The following is a 21,891-nucleotide window of genomic DNA, read 5'->3' on the forward strand; positions in this document are numbered from 1 at the left end:
GACGACGGGACGGAAAGGATCTGATCATGTCCGGCATTCACCACGTCACCGCGATTTCGGGCTCGGCCCATCGCAATCTCGACTTCTACGTCCGCGCGCTCGGCCTGCGCTTCGTCAAGAAGACGGTCAATTTCGACGATCCCGGCACCTATCACCTCTATTACGGCGACGAGGCCGGCCATCCCGGCACCATCCTGACCTTCTTCCCCTGGGAACATGCCGGTCTCGGCCGCGCCGGCGTCGGCCTGACCGACGAGACGCGGTTTCGCGTGCCCGCCGGCTCGATCGACTTCTGGGCCCGGCGCCTCGCCGACAAGGGCGTCGCCCATGACGCCGTCGTCGAGCGTTTCGGCGAGCCGGTGCTCGGCTTCGCCGATCCCGACGGCATGCGGCTGGCGCTCGTCGGCGTCGCCGGCGCCGAAACCGAACCCGGCTGGGCGCGTGACGACATTCCGGCCGAGCATGCCATCAGGGGGTTCCATGGCGTCACCCTGGCGATCGAGACGGCGGCCGCCACCGGCGCCGTGCTGACCGATGTCTTCGGCTTCAGCGAGGCCGGCCGCGACGGCGATCTCATCCGCTATCGCGGCAGCGAGGCGGCCGGCGGCATCGTCGACATCAGGCAGGTCAAGGGTGGCGCTCGCGGCGCCATGGGCCGCGGCTCGGTGCATCATGTCGCGTTCCGCGCGGTCGATGATGCCGACCAGGCCGAAATGGCGCGCAAGCTCGGCGCCCATCATCGCCTGCAGGTGACCGAGCAGAAGGACCGGCAATATTTCCGCTCGGTCTATTTCCGCGAGCCCGGCGGGGTGATCTTCGAGATCGCCACCGACGTCCCCGGCTTCACCGTCGACGAGCCGCTCGCCACGCTCGGCCAGGACCTGAAGCTGCCCGCATTCCTCGAACCGCGCCGCAAGGACCTCGAGACGATCCTCGCCCCGCTGGAGACAGCCTGATGGCCATCGATCAGACCTTGAACGTCGCCCGCGCCGGCGCTCCGCTGCACCGCGCCCGGGCCGCCATGATCCTGGTGCACGGACGCGGCGCGACCGCCGAGGGCATGCTGTCGCTGGCCGAGGTGCTGGCGCAGCCGGACCTCGCCTATCTCGCGCCGCAGGCGCCGGGCCACAGCTGGTACCCCCAGTCCTTCCTGGCGCCCTTTGCCCAGAACGAGCCGTATCTCACACGTGCCCTCGGTATCGTCGGCAGCACGGTGGAGGGGCTCGCGCAACAGGGGTTCGGGCCGGAGCGCATCATCCTTGCCGGCTTCTCGCAAGGAGCCTGCCTGGCGCTCGAATATGCCGCGCGCAACGCCCGCCGTTTCGGCGGCGTGGCCGGCCTGAGCGGGGGCCTGATCGGACCGGAGGGCGCGCCGCGTGACTATGCCGGCACGCTCGACGGCACGCCGGTCTTCCTCGGCTGCAGCGATGTCGACGGCCATATTCCGCTCGCCCGGGTCAAGGAGACGAGCCGGGTGCTGGCAACCCTCGGCGCCGAGGTGGTCGAGCGGATCTATCCGGGCATGGGCCACACCATCAATGACGACGAGATCGGCCAGGTCAGGCGGCTGATCGCCGGTGTCCTGGATGGCGGCAAGGCCGGATAATTTCGGCCGAGCCTGCCATGCCTCATCGCCTCCGAGCGGGCGCGGAACGCTTCGTTGCCGCGCCCGCGACAGACATGACCATCGCTGGGGAAACGATCGGCCGCGGGCTTGGCGCCGGGTACCGGCTGGGGCAGGTTGCCGGTCGTCTCCGGGGGAATGCCATGTCGTTTCAAGCCTATCTCGACACCATCAAGGACAAGACCGGCAAAGGTCCTGACGATTTCAGGGCGCTGGCGGCCGAAAAGGGGCTCGCGGGCGCCAAGGCCGGCGATGTCGTGGCCTGGCTCGCCCAGGATTTCGGACTCGGGCGCGGCCATGCGATGGCGATCTATGCCCTGCTCAAGGCCGATGGCGAACCGCGTGGCGCCGCGGACGACCGCATCGCCAGGCTGTTCGCCGGCGGCAAGGCGGTCTGGCAATCATGTTTCGACGGCCTGCTGCGTGATGTCAGGGCCTTCGGCGACGACGTCGCCGTGGCGCCGACCGACGGCTACGCCAGCCTGGTGCGGGCCAAGAAGAAATTCGCCATCGTGGCGCCCGCGGCCGGGCACATGGATATCGGCATCAAGCGCAAGAGGGCGGACGCGACCGCGCGTTTCGCGGCCGCCGGTTCATGGAACAGCATGGTCACCCACCGTGTGCGCCTGACGGACGCGGCGCAGGTCGATGCCGAGCTCATGGAGTGGTTGCGCCGCGCCTATGACGAGGCGCGCTGACACGGCGTCGGCGACCGGGCCGGCGCTGCCGCTCCGAAGACGATGAAGCTCAGCGCCGCCAGCACCCATATGCCGATGCCGCCGAACAGCAGCACCCAGCCGAAGCCGTGAACCAGCGCCTGGTGGACGAGGCCGGCGCTCGCAGCCACTGATGACGGATCGGCGGCAGCCTGGGTGGCGGCGGTCAGGTTGCCGGCGGCGACCCGTTCCGCCAGATGGCGCAATTGGGCCGCGTCGAGGCCGGGCAGCGCGCCGCGCAGGTGAGACAGCGTGCCTTCGACCAGGATGACGCCCATCAGCGCGATGTTGACGGCAAGCGAGATCATGCGGGCGCTCATGTCGATGCCCGAGGCCATGCCGGCGCGCTCGACCGGCACCGATGCCGTGGTCGTGTTGGTGACCGTCGTATTGGTCAGGCCGAGGCCGGCACCGGCGAGCAGGCAGCCGGGCAGCATGGTCAGCCAGCTCGCCTGAGCGGCCGCGCTGCCGAACCACATCAGGATGAAGCCGAGGCCAATGGTGAACAGGCCGGCGGGAATGACCAGGCCCGGCCGGTAGCGAAGCGCGAGCCGTTCCGCCAAAGGCGGCATGACCAGGGTGGGCAGCGTATAGGCCAGCAGGGCGAGACCCGTGGCGACGCTGTCATAACCGAGGCCGGCCTGGAAATAGATCGGCAGATAGATCATGAACGGCCAGAAGCTGAAATTCATGCCGGCCGAGCCGAGCAGGGCGCCCGAGAAGCTGCGGATGCGGAACACCGAGACGTCGAACATGGGACGCGGGCTGATCTTCTCCGCGACGACGAAGGCGATGAAACTCGCGATCGCGACACCGAGAATGGCGAGGGCGGAGGCGCTGGCGAAGCCGAGATCCGGCCCTTGAGTGATGAAATAAGCGAGGCTGAAGACTGAGACGGACAAGGTCGTGATGCCGGCGACGTCGAGGCGTCCGGCGTCGGGATCCTTCGATTCGACGACACCGGCGATGGCCAGCCCGAGGGTCACCAGCGCGAGCACGCCGTGGACCAGGAAAACCCATTGCCAGTTCGACAGCGCGACGATCGCGCCGCCGACGATCGGGCCGAAACCGAGGCCGATGCCGAAAATGACGCCCCACAGGCCGAAGGCGACGCCGCGCTCGCGCTCTTGGCGGAACTGATGGGACAGGATGGCGACCTGGCAGATCAGCATCACGCCGCCGCTCATGCCCTGGAGGAAGCGGGCGGCGATCAGCAAGGTGGCATCCTGGGCCAGCCCGCAGATCAGCGAGGTGACGCCGAAGGCGACGATGCCGATCAGGAAAACGCGCTTGCGGCCATAACGATCGGCCAGCGTTCCGGTCGCCATCAGGACGGTGGTGCAGGCGATGGTATAGGCGTTCATGATCCACTGCAGCTGCTTGAAGTCGGCGTGCAGCACCTGTTCCAGGGTCGGCAGGATCGCCGGGACGCTGGATATTTCCAGGCCGAACATCAGCGAGGAGAGACAGACGGCGGCCAGCGCGATCGCGCTTCGGCCCGGCAAGGCATGATTCATGATCCAGGTCTTTCGGTGTCGGCGCGGGCGGCGGTGCAATCGCGAGATGAGAGCGAGGACGCACGGCATTGCCGGCGCCCGGGAGAATGCCCACCTCTGCGATTGCGCCGTCCCCGGGCTCTTGGGCCGGTCCGCCCGTTGCGTTGAAGGCGCAACATAGTGTCGCCTTGATCATCGCTGAATTGGATGACTGACTATTTCAGAGACAACAATTTTGGATGTCGATCATGACCTCGCTCGATGTCGATGCGGTCCAGGCCTTCGTGACCATCGCCGATCTGCAGAGCTTTACCCGTGCCGCCGAGGCGCTCGGCACCACGCAAGGGGCGATCAGCGTCAAGCTGAAGCGGCTCGAAGACCGGCTCGGCCATCGGTTGATCGAGCGGACGCCGCGGCTGGTGCGGCTGTCGGCCCGCGGTGCCTTGTTCCTCGATGCCGCGCGCGACTTCCTGGCGGCCCACGAGCGTGCGCTCGCCGGCCTGTCCTCCTCGCGCCGCCGCTTCGCGCTCGGCATCGCCGCCCATGTCATGGGGCCGGAGGTTCCAACCCTGCTCGCCCGGCTGCACGCCCATGATCCGGCGCTGACCATCGAGGTGCAGCTCGACAATTCGCGCAACCTGCTGGACGCGTTCGACCGCGGCGAGCTCGATGCGACGATCATCCGCCGCGAGGATGACCGGCGCGACGGCGAGGTGCTGGGGCCGGAGCATTTCGCCTGGTTCGCGGCGCCCGGCTTCGAACATCGCCAGGGCGAGCCGCTGCGGCTTGCCGCGCTGGCGCCGGCCTGCGGCGTGCGCGATATCGCGACCCGCGTGCTCGATGCCGCCGGCATCGCCTGGACCGAGGTTTTTCTCGGCGGCGGATCCTCGGCCGTCATGGCGGCGGTCTCGGCCGGCCTGGCGGTCTCGGTGTTCTCCTGCCGCGTCGCGCCGTCGGGCACGGTCGACGTCGGCCGGCGTTTCGGGCTGCCGGCGCTGCCGTCATCGGAGATCGTGCTGCATTCGACGCTCTCCGACGCCAAGTCGCGCGATGCGCTGCGCACGCTCGCCGCGGCCTTCCGGGAGCACCGCTCCTCGGCCGGCTGACCCTTGCAGGTACGGGGCCGCGACGTCGGACGCCGCGATCAACAGCCGCGAGACGCCGAAAGCCTGAGACCGGCTCGCATCGGCACAGCCCGGCCATCCGGAAGCCCGGCGTCGCTCTCGTGACTTGTCGCGACGGTCAACGACAGCTAGACGGGTAGCGGGCCCCCTTGATGAAACTGGTAGCCATAAGGGACTTAAAATCCCTCGCCTTCGGGCGTGCCGGTTCGAGTCCGGCAGGGGGCACCACGACCTCGCTCGCAAACGCATTCACGAATCCCGCACCGCGGCCCTCGGGCGCGTTCGCCTGCGTTTCGGGTGCGGCAAGGTGTCCATAGGTCTCTGCACAAAATGAGACGCAGCCCCCGCACGACCTGCGTAGCGTGTGGTTGCGCACGGGCTGGTTGTCGCCCTGCGCGGGGCAAGCGGGGCATGGCATGCGGGTGGGGGGATGGTTCGTCGCTGCGTCTTTCGGGCGCGCGGGTGCCGATGCGGGTTCTGCCGCCAGCGGCGGCGGCCGCGACCCCATTCGCCGCGATGGCGCGGACCGATGTCTAGGGCAGCGTCGGCAGTACCACGGCGACCGGCGATCGTTCGGCACCGACCAACCGGGGCGAGTCCGGGCAGCGATATCCCGCAACGGGTGTGCCATTCCGCTGCATTTTGCTCCGACGGGCGCCATGCCGACATCGCCCTTCCGCGCGGTCGCCCAGGGTTGGATGATCTTCGAGAGTGGAACCTAATCCTTTGTGATTCCGAGTGGAATCTTCGTTCCGAACGCTATTTTTCGCTATCCTGCCGGCGACATCGACATCGTCAGTTACGTCAGCTTCGGTCATTTCGCCGATATCTAGTTGATTTGGCGGCTCGTTACAGTCCTTGAGCCAAACGATATTGAGACATTCCAAGATACCGTTTTACGTCACGCGGTATTTTGTTCGACGGACTTGTGAAAAGAACCGTCGGCCGTCTTGACATTTGCCACGTCCATCGTGTGATTGTGGTGCCAGAGTAACTCAACCCCGGGGAGTGCATGATGAGCCGTGTTGTGTACGGGCTGAAGTCCCCGGCGGTCGCTTCCCTGGTCGTCACCGCAAGTGTTTTCGCCGTTCTCACCGCGCCCGCTCTCGCCCAGTCGGTCTGGCAGGGCTCGACATCCGATTGGGGAACGGCCGCGAACTGGTCGACAAACGCGGTTCCGGGCGCGGCGACCAATGTCGTGATCGGAACCGGTGGGACGGTCAGTCCTGTCATCGCGAGCGGCACCGCCGCGGCCGATATCGTCAAGATCGGCGCCACCGGCGCGGGCGCGTCTCTGGGCGTCTCGTCGGGAGCGACCTTCACCCACAATTCCGCGACGCTCGGCGATCTCGCCGGCCAGACCGGCAGCGCCACGGTCAGCGGCGCCGGCGCGACATGGAACAGCCAATATCTCTATTCCGGACATCGCGGGACAGGTGTGTTCACGCTATCAGGCGGAGCCGCCGCGACTGTCTCTTCCTTCGTAACGTCGGGCACTTTCGCCGGCTCGTCCGGCACCGTGACGATCACCGGCGCAGGCACCAGATGGAATGCGGCCAACGGCCATATCACCGGTGATTCCGGGCAGGGCGTGCTCAACGTGCTCAGCGGCGCCTATGCGAACGAGCGGGCCACCACATTCGGCGACAAGGCGACCGGCAACGGAACCGGGACCATCGATGGCGCCGGAAGCCTTTTGAATGTCGAGCTCACCCTGGTGGTCGGCCATTACGGCACCGGCCATCTGGGGGTTTCGAACGGCGCCGATGTGAATGTCGGCACCTATTTTGTCGTCGGCTGGCAGGCTGGCAGCGTGGGGTCGATGACCGTCGATGGCGCCGGCAGCTCGCTGAATGTCTTGGGGGCCGTCTCGAATACGGTCGTGGGTTGGTCCGGCAGCGCTTCCGCCGTCATCTCGAACGGCGGCACCATCGGTGGCTATGGCGGCCTGCTCGGCCGCGTGGCCGGCGGCAGCGGCACCTTGCAGGTGACCGGCGCCGACTCCCTGTGGAACGACTCACTCTATCTGATGGTCGGCTATGGCGGCGTCGGCACACTGACGGTCGACAATGGCGGCACGGTGCGCGTCACCGGCGGCACCGGGCGCATCTACATCGCTGTCCTGGCCGGCTCGACCGGCACGGTCAATATCGGTGGCGCGTCGGGGTCCGCAGCCCAGGCCGCCGGCACCCTCGACGTGGCGAGACTGCAGTTCGGGGCCGGTACCGGCCAACTCGTCCTCAACCACACCGAGAGCAATTACGTGCTCGCCCCCGCCATCACCGGCAACGGCACGGTGCTGGTGGAGAACGGCACGACCGTGCTCGCTGGAGCCAATACCTATTCGGGTTCGACGTTGATCCGCTCGGGAACGCTGGTGCTCGGGTCGGCGACCGCCGCTGGCACCAGTGTCATCACGCTTGGCGGCGGCTCCGGCACCCCGACCCTGCGCTTCGGCGGGAGTTATACCGTCGCCAATACCATGACCATGGCTGCGGGCGGCGGCACGATCGACACGGAGAGCAATGCGATCGTCCTGTCGGGCGCGCTGGGCGGCGCCGGCGGCTTCACCAAGACCGGCACCGGCAGCCTCACATTGACCGGTACCGGCACCTATGCCGGCTCCACCACGGTCAATGGCGGCCTTCTGGTCGTGAATGGCGCGATTGGCGGCTCGGGGGTCGCGGTGAACGCAGGGGCCACGCTCGGCGGCTCCGGCACGATCAATGCGGCGACGGCGATCACCGGCGGCACACTGCGGGCCGGCAACCTGACGATCAACGGCGCGCTCAGCCTCAATTCCGCTTCCGTCTACGCCTTCACGCCGTCCAGCCTGACGACGGTCAACGGAACGGCGACGCTCGGCGGAGCAAAGCTGACATTCACGACCACGAGTTTCCAGGCCCAGACCTATACCGTCCTGACCGCATCGAGCGGCGTCAACGGCACGTTTACGCTCGCGGGAACAGGCGGCGGCGGCGCCAGCGCGATCTACGGCACCAACGACGTCACGCTGACGGTCAACGGCTATCGCGCCGGCACCGCGCTGAATGGCAGTGGCAGCGTCAACGTGCAGAACGTCGCGGCCGGGATCGACAGGGGGCTGAATGGCGGCGCGCTGCCCCCTGCCGTCTGGAATGGCCTTATCGGCCTCACCGGCGCCGCCCTCGCGAACCAGCTGAACGCGCTGACCGGCGAGGCCGGCACGGGCGCTGTTGCCACCGGCATCACCGGCGCCTCGACCTTCCTCGGCATCATGCTCGACCCGATGGCCGGTGCGCGCGGCGCCATGGCGGATGCGCCCGGCTCCTCGCTCATCGAGATGGCCGATATCGCCGCCGCCCGCGCGCCGGCCGCGCGGGTCGAGGCGGGCTGGTCGATCTGGACCAAGGCCTATGGCCAGTCGGGCCGCTCCGCCTCCGACGCAGGCCTCGGCGCCGCCGGCACGGCCTCCTCGCTTTATGGCGTGGCGGCCGGCGCCGACCGGCTGATCTCGCCCGGCCTGCTGGTCGGCTTCGCGCTCGCCGGCGGCGGCACGAGCTTCGGGCTCGGCGCGCTCGGTTCGGGCACCGGCGACTTCGCCCAGCTCGGCGCCTATGCCTCCATGCGGCTCGGGACCGGCTATGTGTCTGCGGCGCTCGCCTATGGCTGGAACCGTTTCGACGTGACGCGCAACGTCGCCGCCCTCGGCCTCAGCGAAACCTACCGCTCCGGGCCCGTCGGCCATACGTTCGGCGGCCGGATCGAGACCGGACGGCGCTTCGCGGCCGGCAATCTCGGCCTCGGCCGCCTCGGCCTGACCCCCTATGCCGCCGCCGAGGTCATCGCCTATGTCGCGCAGGGCTACCGGGAAAACTGGACCGCGCCCGCCACCGGCGTTTTCGCGCTCGCCTATGGCGGCCGCACCACCGCGACGCTGCGGGGCGAGATCGGCGCGCGCGCCGACAGCCTGATCGCCGCCGGCGAGACCGGCGACCTCATCGCCTTCTCGCGCATTGCCTATGCCGTGCAGTCGAACACCCAGCGTGGGGCGGAAGCGTTGTTCCAGCAGGTCACCGGCTCGGGCTTCACCGTGTTCGGCGCGCGCGCCTCGACCCATACGGCACTGGCCACGATCGGCGCCGAGGCCCGCTTCCGGCAGGGCACCCGCGTCTCCCTCGCCCTCGACGGCGAACTCGGCGATCATCATCGCTCCCTCCGCGGCAGCGTCGGATTGCGGCAGAGCTGGTGAGGGGCCGGTGAAACCGGCTTGCGCCCATAGCGCGGCCCTGAGCGGATCAATGGTGAGATCCGCGGACGCCCCGGGAGGCGTTGCCGTCCAAGACGGAAAATTCGTTGCTCTCGCGATCGGCGAGCCCGGTGATCGCGTCACAGGCCTCTTAATGAACAGATTATTTATGTGAATAAAGGGCAGGCGGGCGGCGGACGTGACGGCAAGTCGCTGCGGATGTGCTCAGCGGACCGCGCAGTTTGCGCGGAGTGAGAAGACCTGTCTTCGCGATTTCGGTACGGTCCTCGCGCATATCGGTACCGGGCCCGGTGGGTGCATGGGGGTAGGGCATTCCATGAGGATGAGGAAGGAACCGGCGGTGCGCCGTCCGCGCAGGCGCACGCTGGTGCTGGGGCTGCTGGCGTCGACGGCTTTCGCCGGCGCACCGGCGATGGCGCAGGACGGCATGTGGGGCGGCACACCGAGCTCCGGCGACATGCTCGAGGCGAGCAATTGGTCGCCCGCGGGCCTGCCGGGCGGCACGGCGACGTTCGGGGCATCGACCGTCACCACCCTGACGCTCGCGGAGGGGCGCACCTTCGACGGCTGGACCTTCGCAACCGGCGCGCCCGCCTATTCGATCACCATGACGGGGGTGAGCAAATTCACCGGCGCGGGCATCGTGGTGAACGGCGCAACGCCGACCATTACCAACAATGGCTCGATCTCCTTCCTCAATTCGAGCAGCGCGGGTGCCGCCGCGTTCGTCAACAAGGGAGCGTTGCTGTTCTACGGGACGAGCACGCTGGGCTCGGCGACCGTCACCGGCACCGGCGAGGTGGTCTTCTTGAATGACAGCAAGGCCGGCTCGGCGACGATCACCACGTCGGGCTTCTACGGTGTGTCATTTTACGGGAACAGCTCCGCCGAAAGCGCAATCATCACCAGCAGCTCTGTCAGCTTCTTTGAAAACAGCACCGCAGGCTCCGCAAACATCACTGGCACTGGCCAGATCTATTTCGCTGGCTCCAGCACAGCCGGCAATGCCGTGATCGTCAACGGCAATAATTATCTTTTCAATCTTACTTTCACCGGCTCCGCCAGTGCCGGAACGGCCACCATCACCAATGGCGGCAATATGAATTTTTATGCGTCCAGCACCGCCGGTGGTGCCTCGATCACCAATACCAACATCGCGGCGTTCAACAATACGAGCACGGCGGGCAGCGCCACGATCGTCAATAGCGGCATTTTCTATTTCTACGATTCGAGCACCGCCGGCGGCGCCAATATCAGCTCCAGCAACGCTATTAACTTTTCAGGAACGAGCACCGCCGGCAAAGCGACAATTGCCAATACGGGCTCTCTCTCATTCCTCGATTCGAGCACCGCCGGCAGCGCCGCCATCACCAACGACAATTTCCTGTCTTTCGGCTGGGGCAGCACGGCGGGATCCGCGACGATCACGAACACCGCCAATGGCTGGATCTCTGTCTACGGCAGCACCGGCACCGCGACGATCACGAGTTCGGGGGTCTTCTGGCTCCGGACGGCCGACACGACCGGCACGGCGACGGTGACGATCGAGCGCGGCGAACTCAGCGGCTTCGGATCGATCGGCAACACGACGATCAAGTCGGGCGGCTTTTTTTCGCCGGAGGACGGCACGTTGAAGGTGAATGGCGATCTGTCCCTTGCCGCCGGCAGCACCTGGGTCATGCAGAGGAACGGTGTCGCCTCCGTCACGGGGATGGTGACGCTCGGTGGCGGCGGCCTGCGGGTCCGCCAGACCGGCTTCAAGAGCTATAGCCAGACGCTGGTCAATGCCACGGGCGGCGTCAGCGGCACTTTCGCGCTCGATGCCAATACCGCGGCGATCGCGAGCGTCGCCTATGGCACCCACGACATCGTCGTGACGGTGAACGGCTTCCGTGTCGGCCAGGTGCTCCAAGGGGCCGGCTCGACCAATGCCCGCAATGTCGGCGCCGGGATCGACCGCGGCATGGATGCCAGCGGCGGCGTGGGGCCCGCCGCCTTCGACCAGTTCATGTCTTATTCGGCACCGAATCTCGCGCGTGTCCTCGCCAGGCTCTCCGGAGAAGCCGGCACCGTGCCGCAATCGACGGGTCTTGCCGGCGTCTCGACCTTCCTCGGCATGATGCTCGACCCGATGGGCGGCTCGCGCGGCGGCACGGCATCGGCGCCGGGTTCCTCGCTCATCGAGATGGCCGACCTCGGCGCTGCCCGCACGCCCGCGGCGCAGGTCGAGCAGGCTTGGTCGATCTGGACGCGGGCCTATGGCCAGGCGGCCCGCACCGCCTCCGATGCGGGGCTCGGCGCGACCGGCACGGCCTCGTCGATCTATGGCGTGGCGGCCGGTGCCGACAAGCTGGTCTCGCCGGGCCTCGTCGTCGGCTTCGCGCTGGCCGGCGGCGGCACCGTCTTCGGCCCCGGCTCGCCCGGCAGCGGCACCGGCGACTTCCTGCAGATCGGTGCCTATGCGTCCTCGCGGCTCGGAGCGGGTTACCTGTCGGGTGCCGTGGCCTATGGCTGGAACCGCTTCGACATGACGCGCACGGCCGGCATTCTCGGTGCCGGGGAAACCTATCGTTCGAGCATGATCGGCCACACCTTTGGCGGCCGGGTCGAGGCGGGGCGCCGCTTCGCCCTCGGCAGCATCGGCATGATGCGCTTCGCTGTTACGCCCTATGCGGCGGCCGAGGCCATCGCCTTTGTCGCGCCGGGTTATCGCGAGACCTGGGCGGCGCCGGCTACCGGCGCCTTTGCGCTCGCCTATGCCGGCCGCACCACCGGCACGCTCAGGGCGGAACTCGGCGCCCGGGCCGATGCCCTCGTCGCCTCCGCGGAGAGCGGCGATCTCATCGCCTTCTCGAAACTGGGCTATGCCGTGCAGTCGAACACCCAGCGAGCGGCGGACGCCCAGTTCCAGGCGCTCGCCAGCTCCAGCTTCACCGTGTTCGGCGCCAGGGCTTCGACCCACACGGCGCTCGGAACCCTCGGTATCGAAGCCCGGTTCCGACAGGGTTTCGCGGCCTCCCTCGCTCTCGACGGAGAGGTCGGCGAGCGGCACCGCGCGCTCAGGGGAAGCGTCGCGCTGAGACAGAGCTGGTAAGCGAACCGATATTCGCTGCGATCGGGCCTCTCCGCGCAGCGCCCATGCCGGTCGAGGCGATGACCGCTTCGCCGGCGAGATCGCGAGCCATCGGCCTGGCGCCCCGGGCGATGTCCAAGCGATCGCCTCAAGTCGAGCGATCGCGTGAACTGGCGGTTTATTTGACAGGATCATTCTGTGGATGGGTGAGGGAGGAGCGACGCCGGAGAACAGTCTTGACGATGACACCGACCCGCATTGTGCTGTTCTTTTCGGCGCTCCTCGTGCTCATCAACCCACCTATTGTGCTCGGAATGTTCGGCCAGGAAGGCCGCCGCATCGGGATCGCGATCGAGGAGGGGCTGGGCACGGCGAACCTCCGGATCGCCGTGTGGGGACGACGCTGATGGCTTGGCCGAGACTGCGATTGCGGGCCGGCTCCGGCTCGCCGTGAACTCAACACATCGTCCTGCCCGGGCTCGTCCCGGGCACCCACGACTTATCTGCACCGGAATCAATCGGTCAAAATCACTGCGCAGCCGTACTGGCTGTGGATGCCGAAGACAGCGCCGACGCCGGTCGTTACAATAGCGGCCGAGACCGCGACATCGGTTCCGGCATCCTCTGCGACACGGACAGACCCATCGGATGGCAAACCGCCAGTTCATGATGTTGCGCAGCGCCATGGCCGGCGTCGAAGCTGTCGTGGCGGAGACGCGCCACAGTTTCCCGCGGCACACCCACGAGCAATTCGGCATCGGCGTGATCGAACGCGGCGCGCAGCTCTCGGCCAGCGGCCGCGGGCTGGTCGAAGCCGGCGCCGGCGATACCATCACGGTCAATCCGGGCGAGGTCCATGACGGTGCGCCGATCGGCGATGCCGGCCGATCCTGGCGCATGCTCTATGTCGATCCGGCCGTCATTGCCGAGGCGGCGCGCGACATCTCCCAGGGCAGGGCGGAGGCCGGCGAGTTTTCCGACCCGGTGATCCGCAGCGCCGCGATCGCCCGCCGGTTCCGGGAGCTGTTCGACCGCGTGACCGCCGGCGACGACCGGCAAACCACGGTCGGCCGTGAGGAGGCCCTGCTGGCGCTGCTGGCGGAAGTGATGCGCGAGCGCGTCGGCGGCGACCGGCCCTCGTCGATCCCGCAGGGCGTGGCCAGGGCGCAGGGCCTCATCGACGACGATCCGGCGGCACCGATCTCGCTCGCCGACCTCGCGCGCGAAAGCGGCCTGAGCCGGTTCCAGGTGCTGCGTGCCTTCGCCGCGGCAACCGGGCTGACGCCGCATGCCTATCTCGTTCAGCGGCGGATCGCGGTCGCCCGGCGCCTGATCGCGGCGGGCACGCCGCTGGCCGAGGCGGCGCTGGCCGGCGGCTTTGCCGATCAAAGCCACATGACCCGCGTCTTCGTGCGCAAATACGGCGTCTCGCCCGGCGCCTATGCCCAGGCGGTCGCCTGAGCCCGTCCGGGGCCTGCAATCCCGTTCAAGACGTCGCACACCCCATCGCCTTTTCTGCCGCCCTCCGATGACGAGGACAGGCAGGACATGTCGAGACAGGTGCAGGGTTACGTCTATCTGGCGCTGGCCATGGCGCTGGTCGGCAGCACGGTGATCGCGAGCAAGCTGATCGCTTCGGGGCTGCCGCCCTTCACCGCGACGGCGCTGCGCTTCGCGCTGGCCCTGCCGCTGTTCGTCGTGCTGATGCGCCTGACCGGAACGGCTTGGCCGCGACCGGGCCGGCGGGACTGGCTGCTGCTGTTGCTCCAGGCGGGGGCGGGCAGCGTCGGTTACACCACCTTGCTGATTTTCGGGCTGCGCCACACGTCGGCGGCGGATGCCGGCGTCATCATCGGAACCCTGCCGGTGGTCTCCGCTGCCATCGCCATCGTGGTGCTGGGCGAACGCCCCCATCGCTTCCTGCTCCTGGCACTGGCGCTGGCCACCTTCGGCGTGGTGGTGATCACGGTCCAGGCGGAGGCCAGCGGCACGTCGTCCTGGATCGGCAATGGCCTGATCTTTTTGGCGGTTCTCTGCGAGGGCCTGTTCATCCTGCTCAACAAGCGCCTGCACGGCGAGATCGCGCCGCTGGCACAATCCACGCTGATGACCGGCCTCGGCCTGGCGGTGGCCCTGATCCCTGCTTTGGCCGAGCGACCATGGATGGTCGAGATCGGCTCCGGCGCGGTTTCCGCCGTGATCTATTACGCCCTGGTTCCAACCGTCGGCGGCTTCGTGCTCTGGTATGCCGGCCTGGCGCGGGTGAGCGGCGCGGAGGCCTCGCTGTTCACCGCGCTGGCGCCGGTCTCGGCGGTGCTGCTGGCTTTCGCCTGGCTCGGCGAGCCGGTGGGCCTGAACCAGATGATCGGCATAGGCTGCGTGCTCGTGGCGGTGCTGAGCCTCGGCTGGTCGCGCAAGCCAGCCACCGTCGATCAGAGTGTCGGCTCGTCGCGGGCCTGAGGAGAACCATCATGCATTTCGGTCACGCCCCCGATATCTGGAAAGAGTTCCCGGGCCTTGGCGCCGGCGCGATGTTCGCCGAGGGGATCGCGCCGCATGTCTCCGTCGCCTCCCGCATCGCCGGCTTCAACGCCATTGCCGAAACCCGCCTCGCCACGCAGTCGGAAGGAGAGCTGCCGGAGATCCAGGCCTGGCGGCGGGCGTTTTCGAAGATGGGGCTGAAGCCGACGCAATATCGCTGCGCCTCCGAGCAATTGCTCCGGCGGTTCCGGCAGGACAAGGCGCTGCCGCAGATCCATCCGCTGATCGACCTGTGCAACGCGATCTCGATGGCCTTCGCCATTCCGATCGCCGTGTTCGATGTTTCTCGCGTCGCCGATCACCTTACGGTGCGCGCCGCCACCGGCGGCGAGACCTATCGGACCTTCGCCGGCGAGATCGAGCATCCTGAAGCCGGCGAAATCATTTTCGCCGACGGCGAGGGACAAGCCCATGCGCGGCGCTGGACCAACCGGCAGAGCGGAACCTCGGCGGTCCGCGCCGAGACCGCCGCCGTGCTTGTCGTCGCGGAGGCGCTGCACGACACCGCGGATGAGGACATCGCGCGGCTGATGGCGACGCTGGCCACCGAGATGGAGGCGGCCTGGCCGATCACCACCAGGACCGGGCGCTTGCACCCCTCCACGCCCCGCTTCGTGTTCTGAGGCGGGAGCGTTGCGGGCCGGGCGGGCCCTCACCAGCGCAGGCGCGCGCCGATCCGGCCCTGGTGCGACGTGCCGTTGTCGCGCAATTCGCCGACATAGCCGGCATAGACCTGCAGCCAGTCGGAGCGATGGGCCGCGAGCTGCAAGCCGATCAGCGCGGCATCCCGACCCTGGCGGGCGTCCTGGGCGGTGAAGCTCTGCCCGAGAATGGCCGAGGTGGTGGCGGCCGAGGGATTCTTGAAATCATGGCCCCAGGCGAGGCGAAGCTCCGGACGCCAGGTCAGGCCGCCGGCGCCGGCGATCGAGAGGCCGGTGCTGATGCCGAGCTGCGCCATGGCCCGGGACGGCCGGTCACCCCATACGGTCAGATTGAAGCCGCCGGCGCCGGTTTCGGTGAAGGCGGCGCGGTCGAGGCCGGTATAGGTGAAGCCGGCGAAGGGCTTGAGGAAGGCCGAGCCGAGGCCGGTCGCCAGCGAGAAGCGGTAACCGATTTCGCCGGTCGCCAGCAGGCCGAGGCCACGGGTCGCGCCGCGCGCCGCCAGTTTGGCATCGCCGATGGCGAGATCGCGGCCGGCCGACATCTCGGTCCAGCCACCGCCGAAGGCGGCGTCGAGCTCGAACCGGCCAAGGCTCCAGGAGCCGTAGAGCGCGGCGGCAAAGGTGTTGGACGTGCCGGTAAATCCTGTGCTGCGGGTTCTGTCGGCGGCATAGAAGCCGCTGACGCCGATCAGCAGCGAGGGTGACACCAGGGTGTCGGCGCCGAGGATGACGCCGCCGCCGGAGCTCGACCAGCCGGCTCCGGCGCGGTCGGCCCCGGCCTGCGTGATATTGCCGAAAGCCTGGCCCCATAGGTTCCAGCCGGAGGCCGTGGCACGTGCCGCGTCGCCGTCGGCATAGGCCATGGCTGCTGCCGGCAGCCCGGCCGAGACCTCGAAGCGGCGGTCGCCGTTGAAGCCGAAGGCGGGCGCGAAGGCGGCCAGGGCATTGCCGCTGCGCAGGCCGTCGCGCCGCTGCTGCAGCATGGTGCCGAAGCCGAGCCAGGTCTGCAGCGCCGTGCTGGTCATGCCGCCGTAACCACGGCCGGACATCGCGTCGAAGGCGCTTTGCAGGCCGGCGGGAGCGAGCCCGTAGACGAGGTCGAAGACATGGAGCTGCGCGCCGCTCATGGCCGCGCCTGGCGCAGGCCGCCCGCGGTCGAGAGCTCCCGCGAGCGCCGACTGGCGCAGGCTGAGCGCGAAGCCGTTTTCGGCCAGATTGGCGAAAAAGGCCGGCGTCACCGCGGCGACGACCGAGGTCGGGTAATAGAGCACGTCGAGGCGGCTGTTCACCGGCAGGCCGGTATTGCCCTGGGTGTCCGGCTCGACCTCGACCTGGGCGAAATTGCCGGTGACGCGGGCACCGGATTCGGTCCGGACCACCACGAATTTGGTTCCGATCGTCGGCGCGTAGGTATTGGTGGCGCCGCTGTCGATGCCGCGGAACCGCGCCGCAAACGTGCCGCCGGCGGTGAAGGTGTGGCCCTGACCGAGCACGAACAGGGTGTCGTAGCTGCCCGGGCCGCCGGTGTCGTCGGGACCGTCGATGTCGACCTGATAGCTGCCGGCCGGCCTGATCGCGACATTGCCGGTGACGAAGAGTTCGCCGGGCGAATGACCCGGCTTGAGCACACCGTGGACCACGACGTCGCCGATGATCTCGCCGTAGCCGGCGAGCATGCCGTTGGCGAAGACGGTGATGAGCGGCGAGGTCAGGGTGCCGTCGACCGAAAGCTGGCCGTTGCGCACGTCGACGGCGCCGAATGTCGCTTCGCCCGCGATCTGGAGTTCGCCATAGGTCGCCGGGGTGCGGCTCGACTGGGGCCCGGAGGTCGGCGCCGTATTGTCGATGGTCAGCGTTCCCGTGGTGACCACCGGCGCCGTCCAGAGTTCGCTCTGGCCGGCGGCGACCGTGGTGGTCTTGGAATCTGTCGGCCCCAGGGCAGGCGAGCCGGTCAGCGCCCGGTCGAGCCGGACCAGGCCATGGCCATAGACGCGATCGACACCGGGATCGCCAAGATCTTCGGCGGTGGCGTACATCAGGCGAACGATCTCGGCCGCCGAATAGCTCGGATAGGCTTCCATCAGCACGGCGATGACGCCGGAGACATGCGGCGCGGCCATCGACGTGCCGGTCTTGTAGCCATAGGTCGCACCGTTGGGGGCGGTGAAGATGACATTCCTGTCGGTGCTCGGAATGGCCGAGATGATTTCGTTCGCGCTGTAGAGGTTCGTTGCGGTGCCGCCGCCCGGCGCCGAGATGCACCAGGCCGCTGCGACGCCGCAGCGGTTGGAATCGGGTGCGATCTTCAGGTCGATGCCGAGATTGACGACGGTGACGATGCGCCCGGGCAGCCGCGATGAATTGGCCTCGGAGAAGTCGAAATTCCGGCCGCCGTCATCGTAGATGCCGGTGCCGGCATGGGCCGGCTTGATATAGGGGAAGAGGGCGATGCCGGTCGGGTTGGCGGCGAGGACCGGCGAATTGAGAGCCTCGTTGCCATTGGACATGACCAGCACTTTGCCGGCTGCGAGCGCCGTGCGGACCACCTGCCATCGCGATGTCTGGTCGCCGGTCTCCCAGGTGGTCGTGCCCCGTGGGATGATGGCGCCGAAACTGCCATTGATCACCCGGACATCGGGCATGGCCGCGGCCAGTTCCAGGGCCCGGTTGATATTGCCGAAACCGCTCATCACGACGAGATTGGCGCCCGGCGCGACGCCGACCATGCCGGAGCCGTCGAGGGCCGCGCCGATCGTACCGGCGACATGGGTGCCGTGGCCGTTGGCGTCGCCGATGGCGAGGTCGCCGTCCTGGTTGAAGCCGGTGCGGCGGCTGCGCGGATCGAGCCGTCCCGCGAATTCCGGATGGACGGAGGTGAAGCCCGTGCCGTCGGCGTTGAACGTGGCCTCGATGCCGGTATCGACCACCGCCACCGTGACGCCGCGGCCGATCAATCCCTTGCCCGGCAGGGCGGCGCCGTCCTGCGGCCGTGTCGTGGCGTTGAGGGCGGTTCCCTGGCCGATCGCCAGATTGCCCCAGTTGGCGGCGAATTCCAGCTTCTGGTCATTGGTGTAGCTGCCGTCGAGCCCGGTGCGGTTGGCCATCCAGGGCTGCTCGGTCCGCGGACTGACGGCGACCGCGCCATTATCGGTCATGTAGGGGAAGGTCGAAGGCGCGGCGCGCGGTGCGTCGGCGCCCGGCATTGTCGTCGCGACGGCGACGGTCGGGTTCAGGCGCGTCGTCGCCGACGGCGCCTGGGGATCGAAATGGCGGATCGTCTCGCGTTCGGCGAGCAGGCGGCCGATATCGGCGGCGCGGAAGATCTCCGCCGACAAGGCCGGCGACAGGGTCGCGGCGGCTTGGGCGAAACGATCCCGGCCGGCAGGGTTGAGGCGGGCCTCTTCGACCACGGAGGCCAGCAGCGCGCGGTCGTGGTCGGCCTGCCGGCTCGCGCGCGGCATGCGGGGGCCGTCACGGCGCGCCGATCGCAGCGTCGCCGGCTGTGCCGTGCGGGATGGCGAGGCCATGGAAGGGCCGATGACCGAAGGCGTCGCGCCGCGGCTTTCGCCGCCAGCGGCCTGCTGCGCCAGGACCAGGGGCAGGGTGGAGCTCAGGAGAAGGGATGCGACACGAAGATATCGTCCGCGCCGGGCCGGTGCGCCGTCATGCGTTGCCGCCACAATTCCCCCCAAGAAATGCACGTCATGCGAGATGCAAGTGTGGCAGGAATATGTCTTGGCGGCCTGTCGGGAGTCCAGGTCTTTCCCGGCCGAAAGCGGCCTGTTCACCGGGAATCCGATGGTTCTCCGCCGGATGCGCGAGGCGCGTCGTCATGCCGCGTCGGGCGCTGGCATTCGACCCGGCGAATCCGATGCGGCCGGGCCGAGGCGGCTCAGCCGCCGTCGCGGATCGGCGGCTGGAAGGTGTAACCCATGTCCCAGGGGAAATAGATCCAGGTGTCCTGGGACACTTCGGTGACGAAAGTGTCGATCATCGGACGCCCCTGGGGCTTGGCATAGACGGTGGCGATATGCGCCTTCGGCAGCATGTCGCGCACCACCTTGGCGGTCTTGCCGGTGTCGACGAGATCGTCGACCACCAGGATGCCTTCACCACCATCGGCCAGGAGGTCCGGCGCGATGGTCTTGATGACCTGCAGCTGCCCCTGGTTCTGGTAGTCGTGATAGCTGGCGATGCACACCGTCTCGATCAGCCGGATGCCGATCTCGCGGGTCACGATCGCCGCCGGCACCAGGCCGCCGCGGGTGATGCAGACGATCGCCCGGAACGGGCCCTGGCCGGACAGGCGCCAGGCCAGCGCCCGGGCGTCGCGATGGAACTGATCCCAGGAAACGGGAAAGGCTTTGTCTGGGTTCGGCGTGGCCATGGTGAACTCCGCACGGTCGGCGCGTGATTTCGGGACCGGCACACTAGCCACGCGGAGACGCGTGACAAGCGCGCGAACGCCGATTTCGCCGGAAATCCACCGATCTCGGGGGTCAGGCGCCGCGGGTAATGACGATTTCCGACCCGGCGGGCTTGTGCGCCGCGACCATGGCGGTGACGTCAGCCTCGGCCGGTGCCAGCAAAGCCGGGTCCTTGGCGCGCAGGACCAGGCGGGTATAGAAGCCCTTGTCGTTCATCATCGGGTAGCTGCCCATGATCACGCCGGGATGGGCCTTGGCGATGACGCCATAGGGCGTGCCGATATCGCCTTCCTTCAGGCCGGCGGCCTCGATGGTCACCTGCAGCATCTTGGCGCCGGTCTTCAGCCGGGGCGTCACGGCATCGAGCATGACCTGCATGATCGCCGGCACGCCGGCCATGGTGACGACATTGCCGATCATGAAGCCGGGCGCCTTGGACACCGAATTCTCGACCAGTTCGGCGCCGGCGGGAATGCGCGCCATGCGCAGCCGGGCTTCGTTCAGGTCCTTCTCGGGGATCCGCTCGAGCAGAAGGGCGCGGGCACGCGGGTCGACGTCGATCGGCACGCCGAAGGCCTTGGCGACCGAATCCGCGGTGATGTCGTCATGGGTCGGGCCGATGCCGCCGGTGGTGAAGACATAGTCGAACTTGGTGCGCAGCGTGTTCAGCGCGGCGACGATCTCGTCCTCCTCGTCGGGAACGACGCGCACTTCCTTGGTGTCGATGCCGATGGCGGTCAGATATTCGGCGATATAGCCGATATTCTTGTCCTTGGTCCGGCCGGACAGGATCTCGTCGCCGATGACGAGGATGGCAGCGGTGACGGTCTCGGGCATGCGGATCTCCGATAGGCGCGGCGTGCGGGCGGTGGCAGCACTGTCTTACGCCCGCGCGGGCACGGCTGCACCTTCAAGATCGCGGGTCAGCCAGGATGGTTTGCTTCGAGCTTCATTCTAGCGTGTTTCGAGCTTAGCTGTCGGAGATTGAAGCACTGCATCGAAGGACGACTGAGCGTGGTGCAGGCCACTGTTGTCGAATCCAAACAATGCCCGTCAGCTCTGAACCTGTCGCGCGGCCTGGTCGACCTGCACCTTGACCGACAATTGCTCGCCGTCGCCGCCGTAGCGGGTGCCGCGCACCGGGGCGGCGTTCAGGTAGTCGAGGCCGGCGGCAATGCGGATATGGGCCTCCGTCGGGCAGACATTGTTGGCCGGGTCGAAGCTGACCCAGCCGAGCCCGTCGACATAGGCCTCGGCCCAAGCGTGTCCGGCCTCCTGGTCGACGGTGCCGTCGTCATGCAGGAAATAGCCGCCGATATAACGCGCGGGGATGGCCAGATGCCGGGCGGCCGCGATGAAGATGTGGGCGAAGTCCTGGCAGACGCCGCGCTTCAGCTGAAAGGCCTCCACCGCGGTGGTCGCGGCATGGGTCGGGTCCTTGTCGAACTGGATGTCGGCATAGAGACCGTCCATCAGCGCGTGCAGGGTGGCGAGCCGCTCGCCGCCGGCGGCGGTGCGGCGCTCCTCGGCATAGCTGCGCACGGCGTCGTCGGCGCGCGTCAGGTCGGTTTCGCGCAGGAACAAGCCGGGCGGGAAGCGCTCGACCGAGCCGCGCACGACGCCTGCCGTGTCGGTGGTCTCGACCAAGCCGTCGACCCTGACGACCAGGCGTTCGATCGGCCCGGCCGCCGAGAAGGTGTGGGTGATGTTGCCGAAGGCGTCCTCATGGGCGTCCAGGCGGCAGTCCTGGTCGACCTCGATACGCCATTTCGCGACATGCTGGCCGCCGAAATTGCGCGGCGTCAGGCGCAGCGTCTGGATCACCGCATTGGCCGGCGTGCCGTAGCTGTAGACGGTCTCATGTGCGATGCGAATGCGCATGATCTGGGCCTTGCTGGTCGATTCTTCAGGGCAGGCTGCGAAGGATGAGGTGGAGGCTCCGCCTGTCAATATGCGCCGGCTCGATATGAACAGGCGCG

General features: G+C 68.0%; 15 protein-coding genes and 1 tRNA gene. 11 read left to right on the forward strand and 5 right to left on the reverse strand.

Going from position 1 to position 21,891, the window contains the following annotated elements; translation table 11 throughout:
- The first annotated feature begins 26 nt into the window (after positions 1-26).
- The 3 genes from AC07WJ_RS34180 (at position 27) to AC07WJ_RS34190 (ending at position 2,322) form a co-directional block, all read left to right on the forward strand.
- Entirely contained in the window at positions 27-956 is a 930-nt protein-coding gene (locus tag AC07WJ_RS34180; RefSeq protein WP_494939196.1) for a ring-cleaving dioxygenase, read from the forward strand.
- Positions 956-1,606, forward strand: coding sequence for an alpha/beta hydrolase (locus tag AC07WJ_RS34185; protein ID WP_494939197.1), 651 nt, complete (start codon positions 956-958; stop codon positions 1,604-1,606). The genes AC07WJ_RS34180 and AC07WJ_RS34185 overlap by 1 nt, the downstream gene beginning before the upstream one ends.
- Positions 1,607-1,767: 161 nt before the next feature.
- Complete coding sequence (locus AC07WJ_RS34190) at positions 1,768-2,322, forward strand: DUF4287 domain-containing protein (RefSeq protein WP_494939198.1); 555 nt, start codon at positions 1,768-1,770, stop codon at positions 2,320-2,322.
- Here the strand turns inward: AC07WJ_RS34190 and AC07WJ_RS34195 are convergent.
- The gene (locus AC07WJ_RS34195; RefSeq protein ID WP_494939199.1) at positions 2,304-3,857 is read right to left on the reverse strand and encodes an MFS transporter; all 1,554 of its coding nucleotides are present in this window, start codon (positions 3,855-3,857) and stop codon (positions 2,304-2,306) included. The two genes, AC07WJ_RS34190 and AC07WJ_RS34195, sit on opposite strands and share 19 nt — an antisense overlap.
- Positions 3,858-4,084: 227 nt before the next feature.
- Here AC07WJ_RS34195 and AC07WJ_RS34200 point away from each other — a divergent pair, with 227 nt between their 5' ends.
- The 8 genes from AC07WJ_RS34200 (at position 4,085) to AC07WJ_RS34235 (ending at position 15,446) form a co-directional block, all read left to right on the forward strand.
- The gene (locus AC07WJ_RS34200) at positions 4,085-4,942 is read left to right on the forward strand and encodes a LysR family transcriptional regulator (RefSeq protein ID WP_494939200.1); all 858 of its coding nucleotides are present in this window, start codon (positions 4,085-4,087) and stop codon (positions 4,940-4,942) included.
- A 161-nt stretch (positions 4,943-5,103) separates the two neighbouring features.
- Positions 5,104-5,188 (forward strand) — tRNA-Leu (locus tag AC07WJ_RS34205).
- 787 nt (positions 5,189-5,975) lie between these two features.
- Positions 5,976-9,191, forward strand: coding sequence for an autotransporter domain-containing protein (locus AC07WJ_RS34210; RefSeq protein ID WP_494939201.1), 3,216 nt, complete (start codon positions 5,976-5,978; stop codon positions 9,189-9,191).
- A 334-nt stretch (positions 9,192-9,525) separates the two neighbouring features.
- Entirely contained in the window at positions 9,526-12,303 is a 2,778-nt protein-coding gene (locus AC07WJ_RS34215) for an autotransporter outer membrane beta-barrel domain-containing protein (protein ID WP_494939202.1), read from the forward strand.
- A 215-nt stretch (positions 12,304-12,518) separates the two neighbouring features.
- Complete coding sequence (locus tag AC07WJ_RS34220) at positions 12,519-12,689, forward strand: hypothetical protein (RefSeq protein WP_494939203.1); 171 nt, start codon at positions 12,519-12,521, stop codon at positions 12,687-12,689.
- A gap of 241 nt (positions 12,690-12,930) precedes the next feature.
- Positions 12,931-13,743: an AraC family transcriptional regulator gene (locus tag AC07WJ_RS34225; RefSeq protein WP_494939204.1), complete on the forward strand. Its 813-nt coding sequence runs from the start codon at positions 12,931-12,933 to the stop codon at positions 13,741-13,743.
- Between the two features lie 87 nt (positions 13,744-13,830).
- Positions 13,831-14,742 carry a DMT family transporter gene (locus AC07WJ_RS34230; protein WP_494939205.1) on the forward strand — a complete coding sequence of 304 codons (912 nt, stop codon included), beginning with the start codon at positions 13,831-13,833 and terminating at the stop codon, positions 14,740-14,742.
- 11 nt (positions 14,743-14,753) lie between these two features.
- A complete protein-coding gene (locus AC07WJ_RS34235; RefSeq protein ID WP_494939206.1) occupies positions 14,754-15,446 on the forward strand; it encodes a B3/B4 domain-containing protein in 693 nt (230 codons plus the stop codon).
- A gap of 29 nt (positions 15,447-15,475) precedes the next feature.
- Here the strand turns inward: AC07WJ_RS34235 and AC07WJ_RS34240 are convergent, their stop codons facing one another.
- The 4 genes from AC07WJ_RS34240 to AC07WJ_RS34255 form a co-directional block, all read right to left on the reverse strand.
- Positions 15,476-18,946 (reverse strand): S8 family serine peptidase, encoded by a 3,471-nt coding sequence (locus tag AC07WJ_RS34240; RefSeq protein ID WP_494939207.1) that lies wholly within the window; start codon positions 18,944-18,946, stop codon positions 15,476-15,478.
- Positions 18,947-19,377: 431 nt separating this feature from the next.
- A complete protein-coding gene (gpt, locus tag AC07WJ_RS34245) occupies positions 19,378-19,872 on the reverse strand; it encodes a xanthine phosphoribosyltransferase (protein WP_494939208.1) in 495 nt (164 codons plus the stop codon).
- A gap of 112 nt (positions 19,873-19,984) precedes the next feature.
- Positions 19,985-20,749, reverse strand: a complete 765-nt coding sequence (locus AC07WJ_RS34250) for a competence/damage-inducible protein A (RefSeq protein WP_494939209.1) — start codon at positions 20,747-20,749, stop codon at positions 19,985-19,987.
- Between the two features lie 216 nt (positions 20,750-20,965).
- Positions 20,966-21,793 (reverse strand): transglutaminase family protein, encoded by an 828-nt coding sequence (locus AC07WJ_RS34255; RefSeq protein WP_494939210.1) that lies wholly within the window; start codon positions 21,791-21,793, stop codon positions 20,966-20,968.
- Positions 21,794-21,891 lie beyond the last annotated feature (98 nt).

Source organism: Phreatobacter sp. GW821-FHT04C01 (assembly GCF_059420385.1).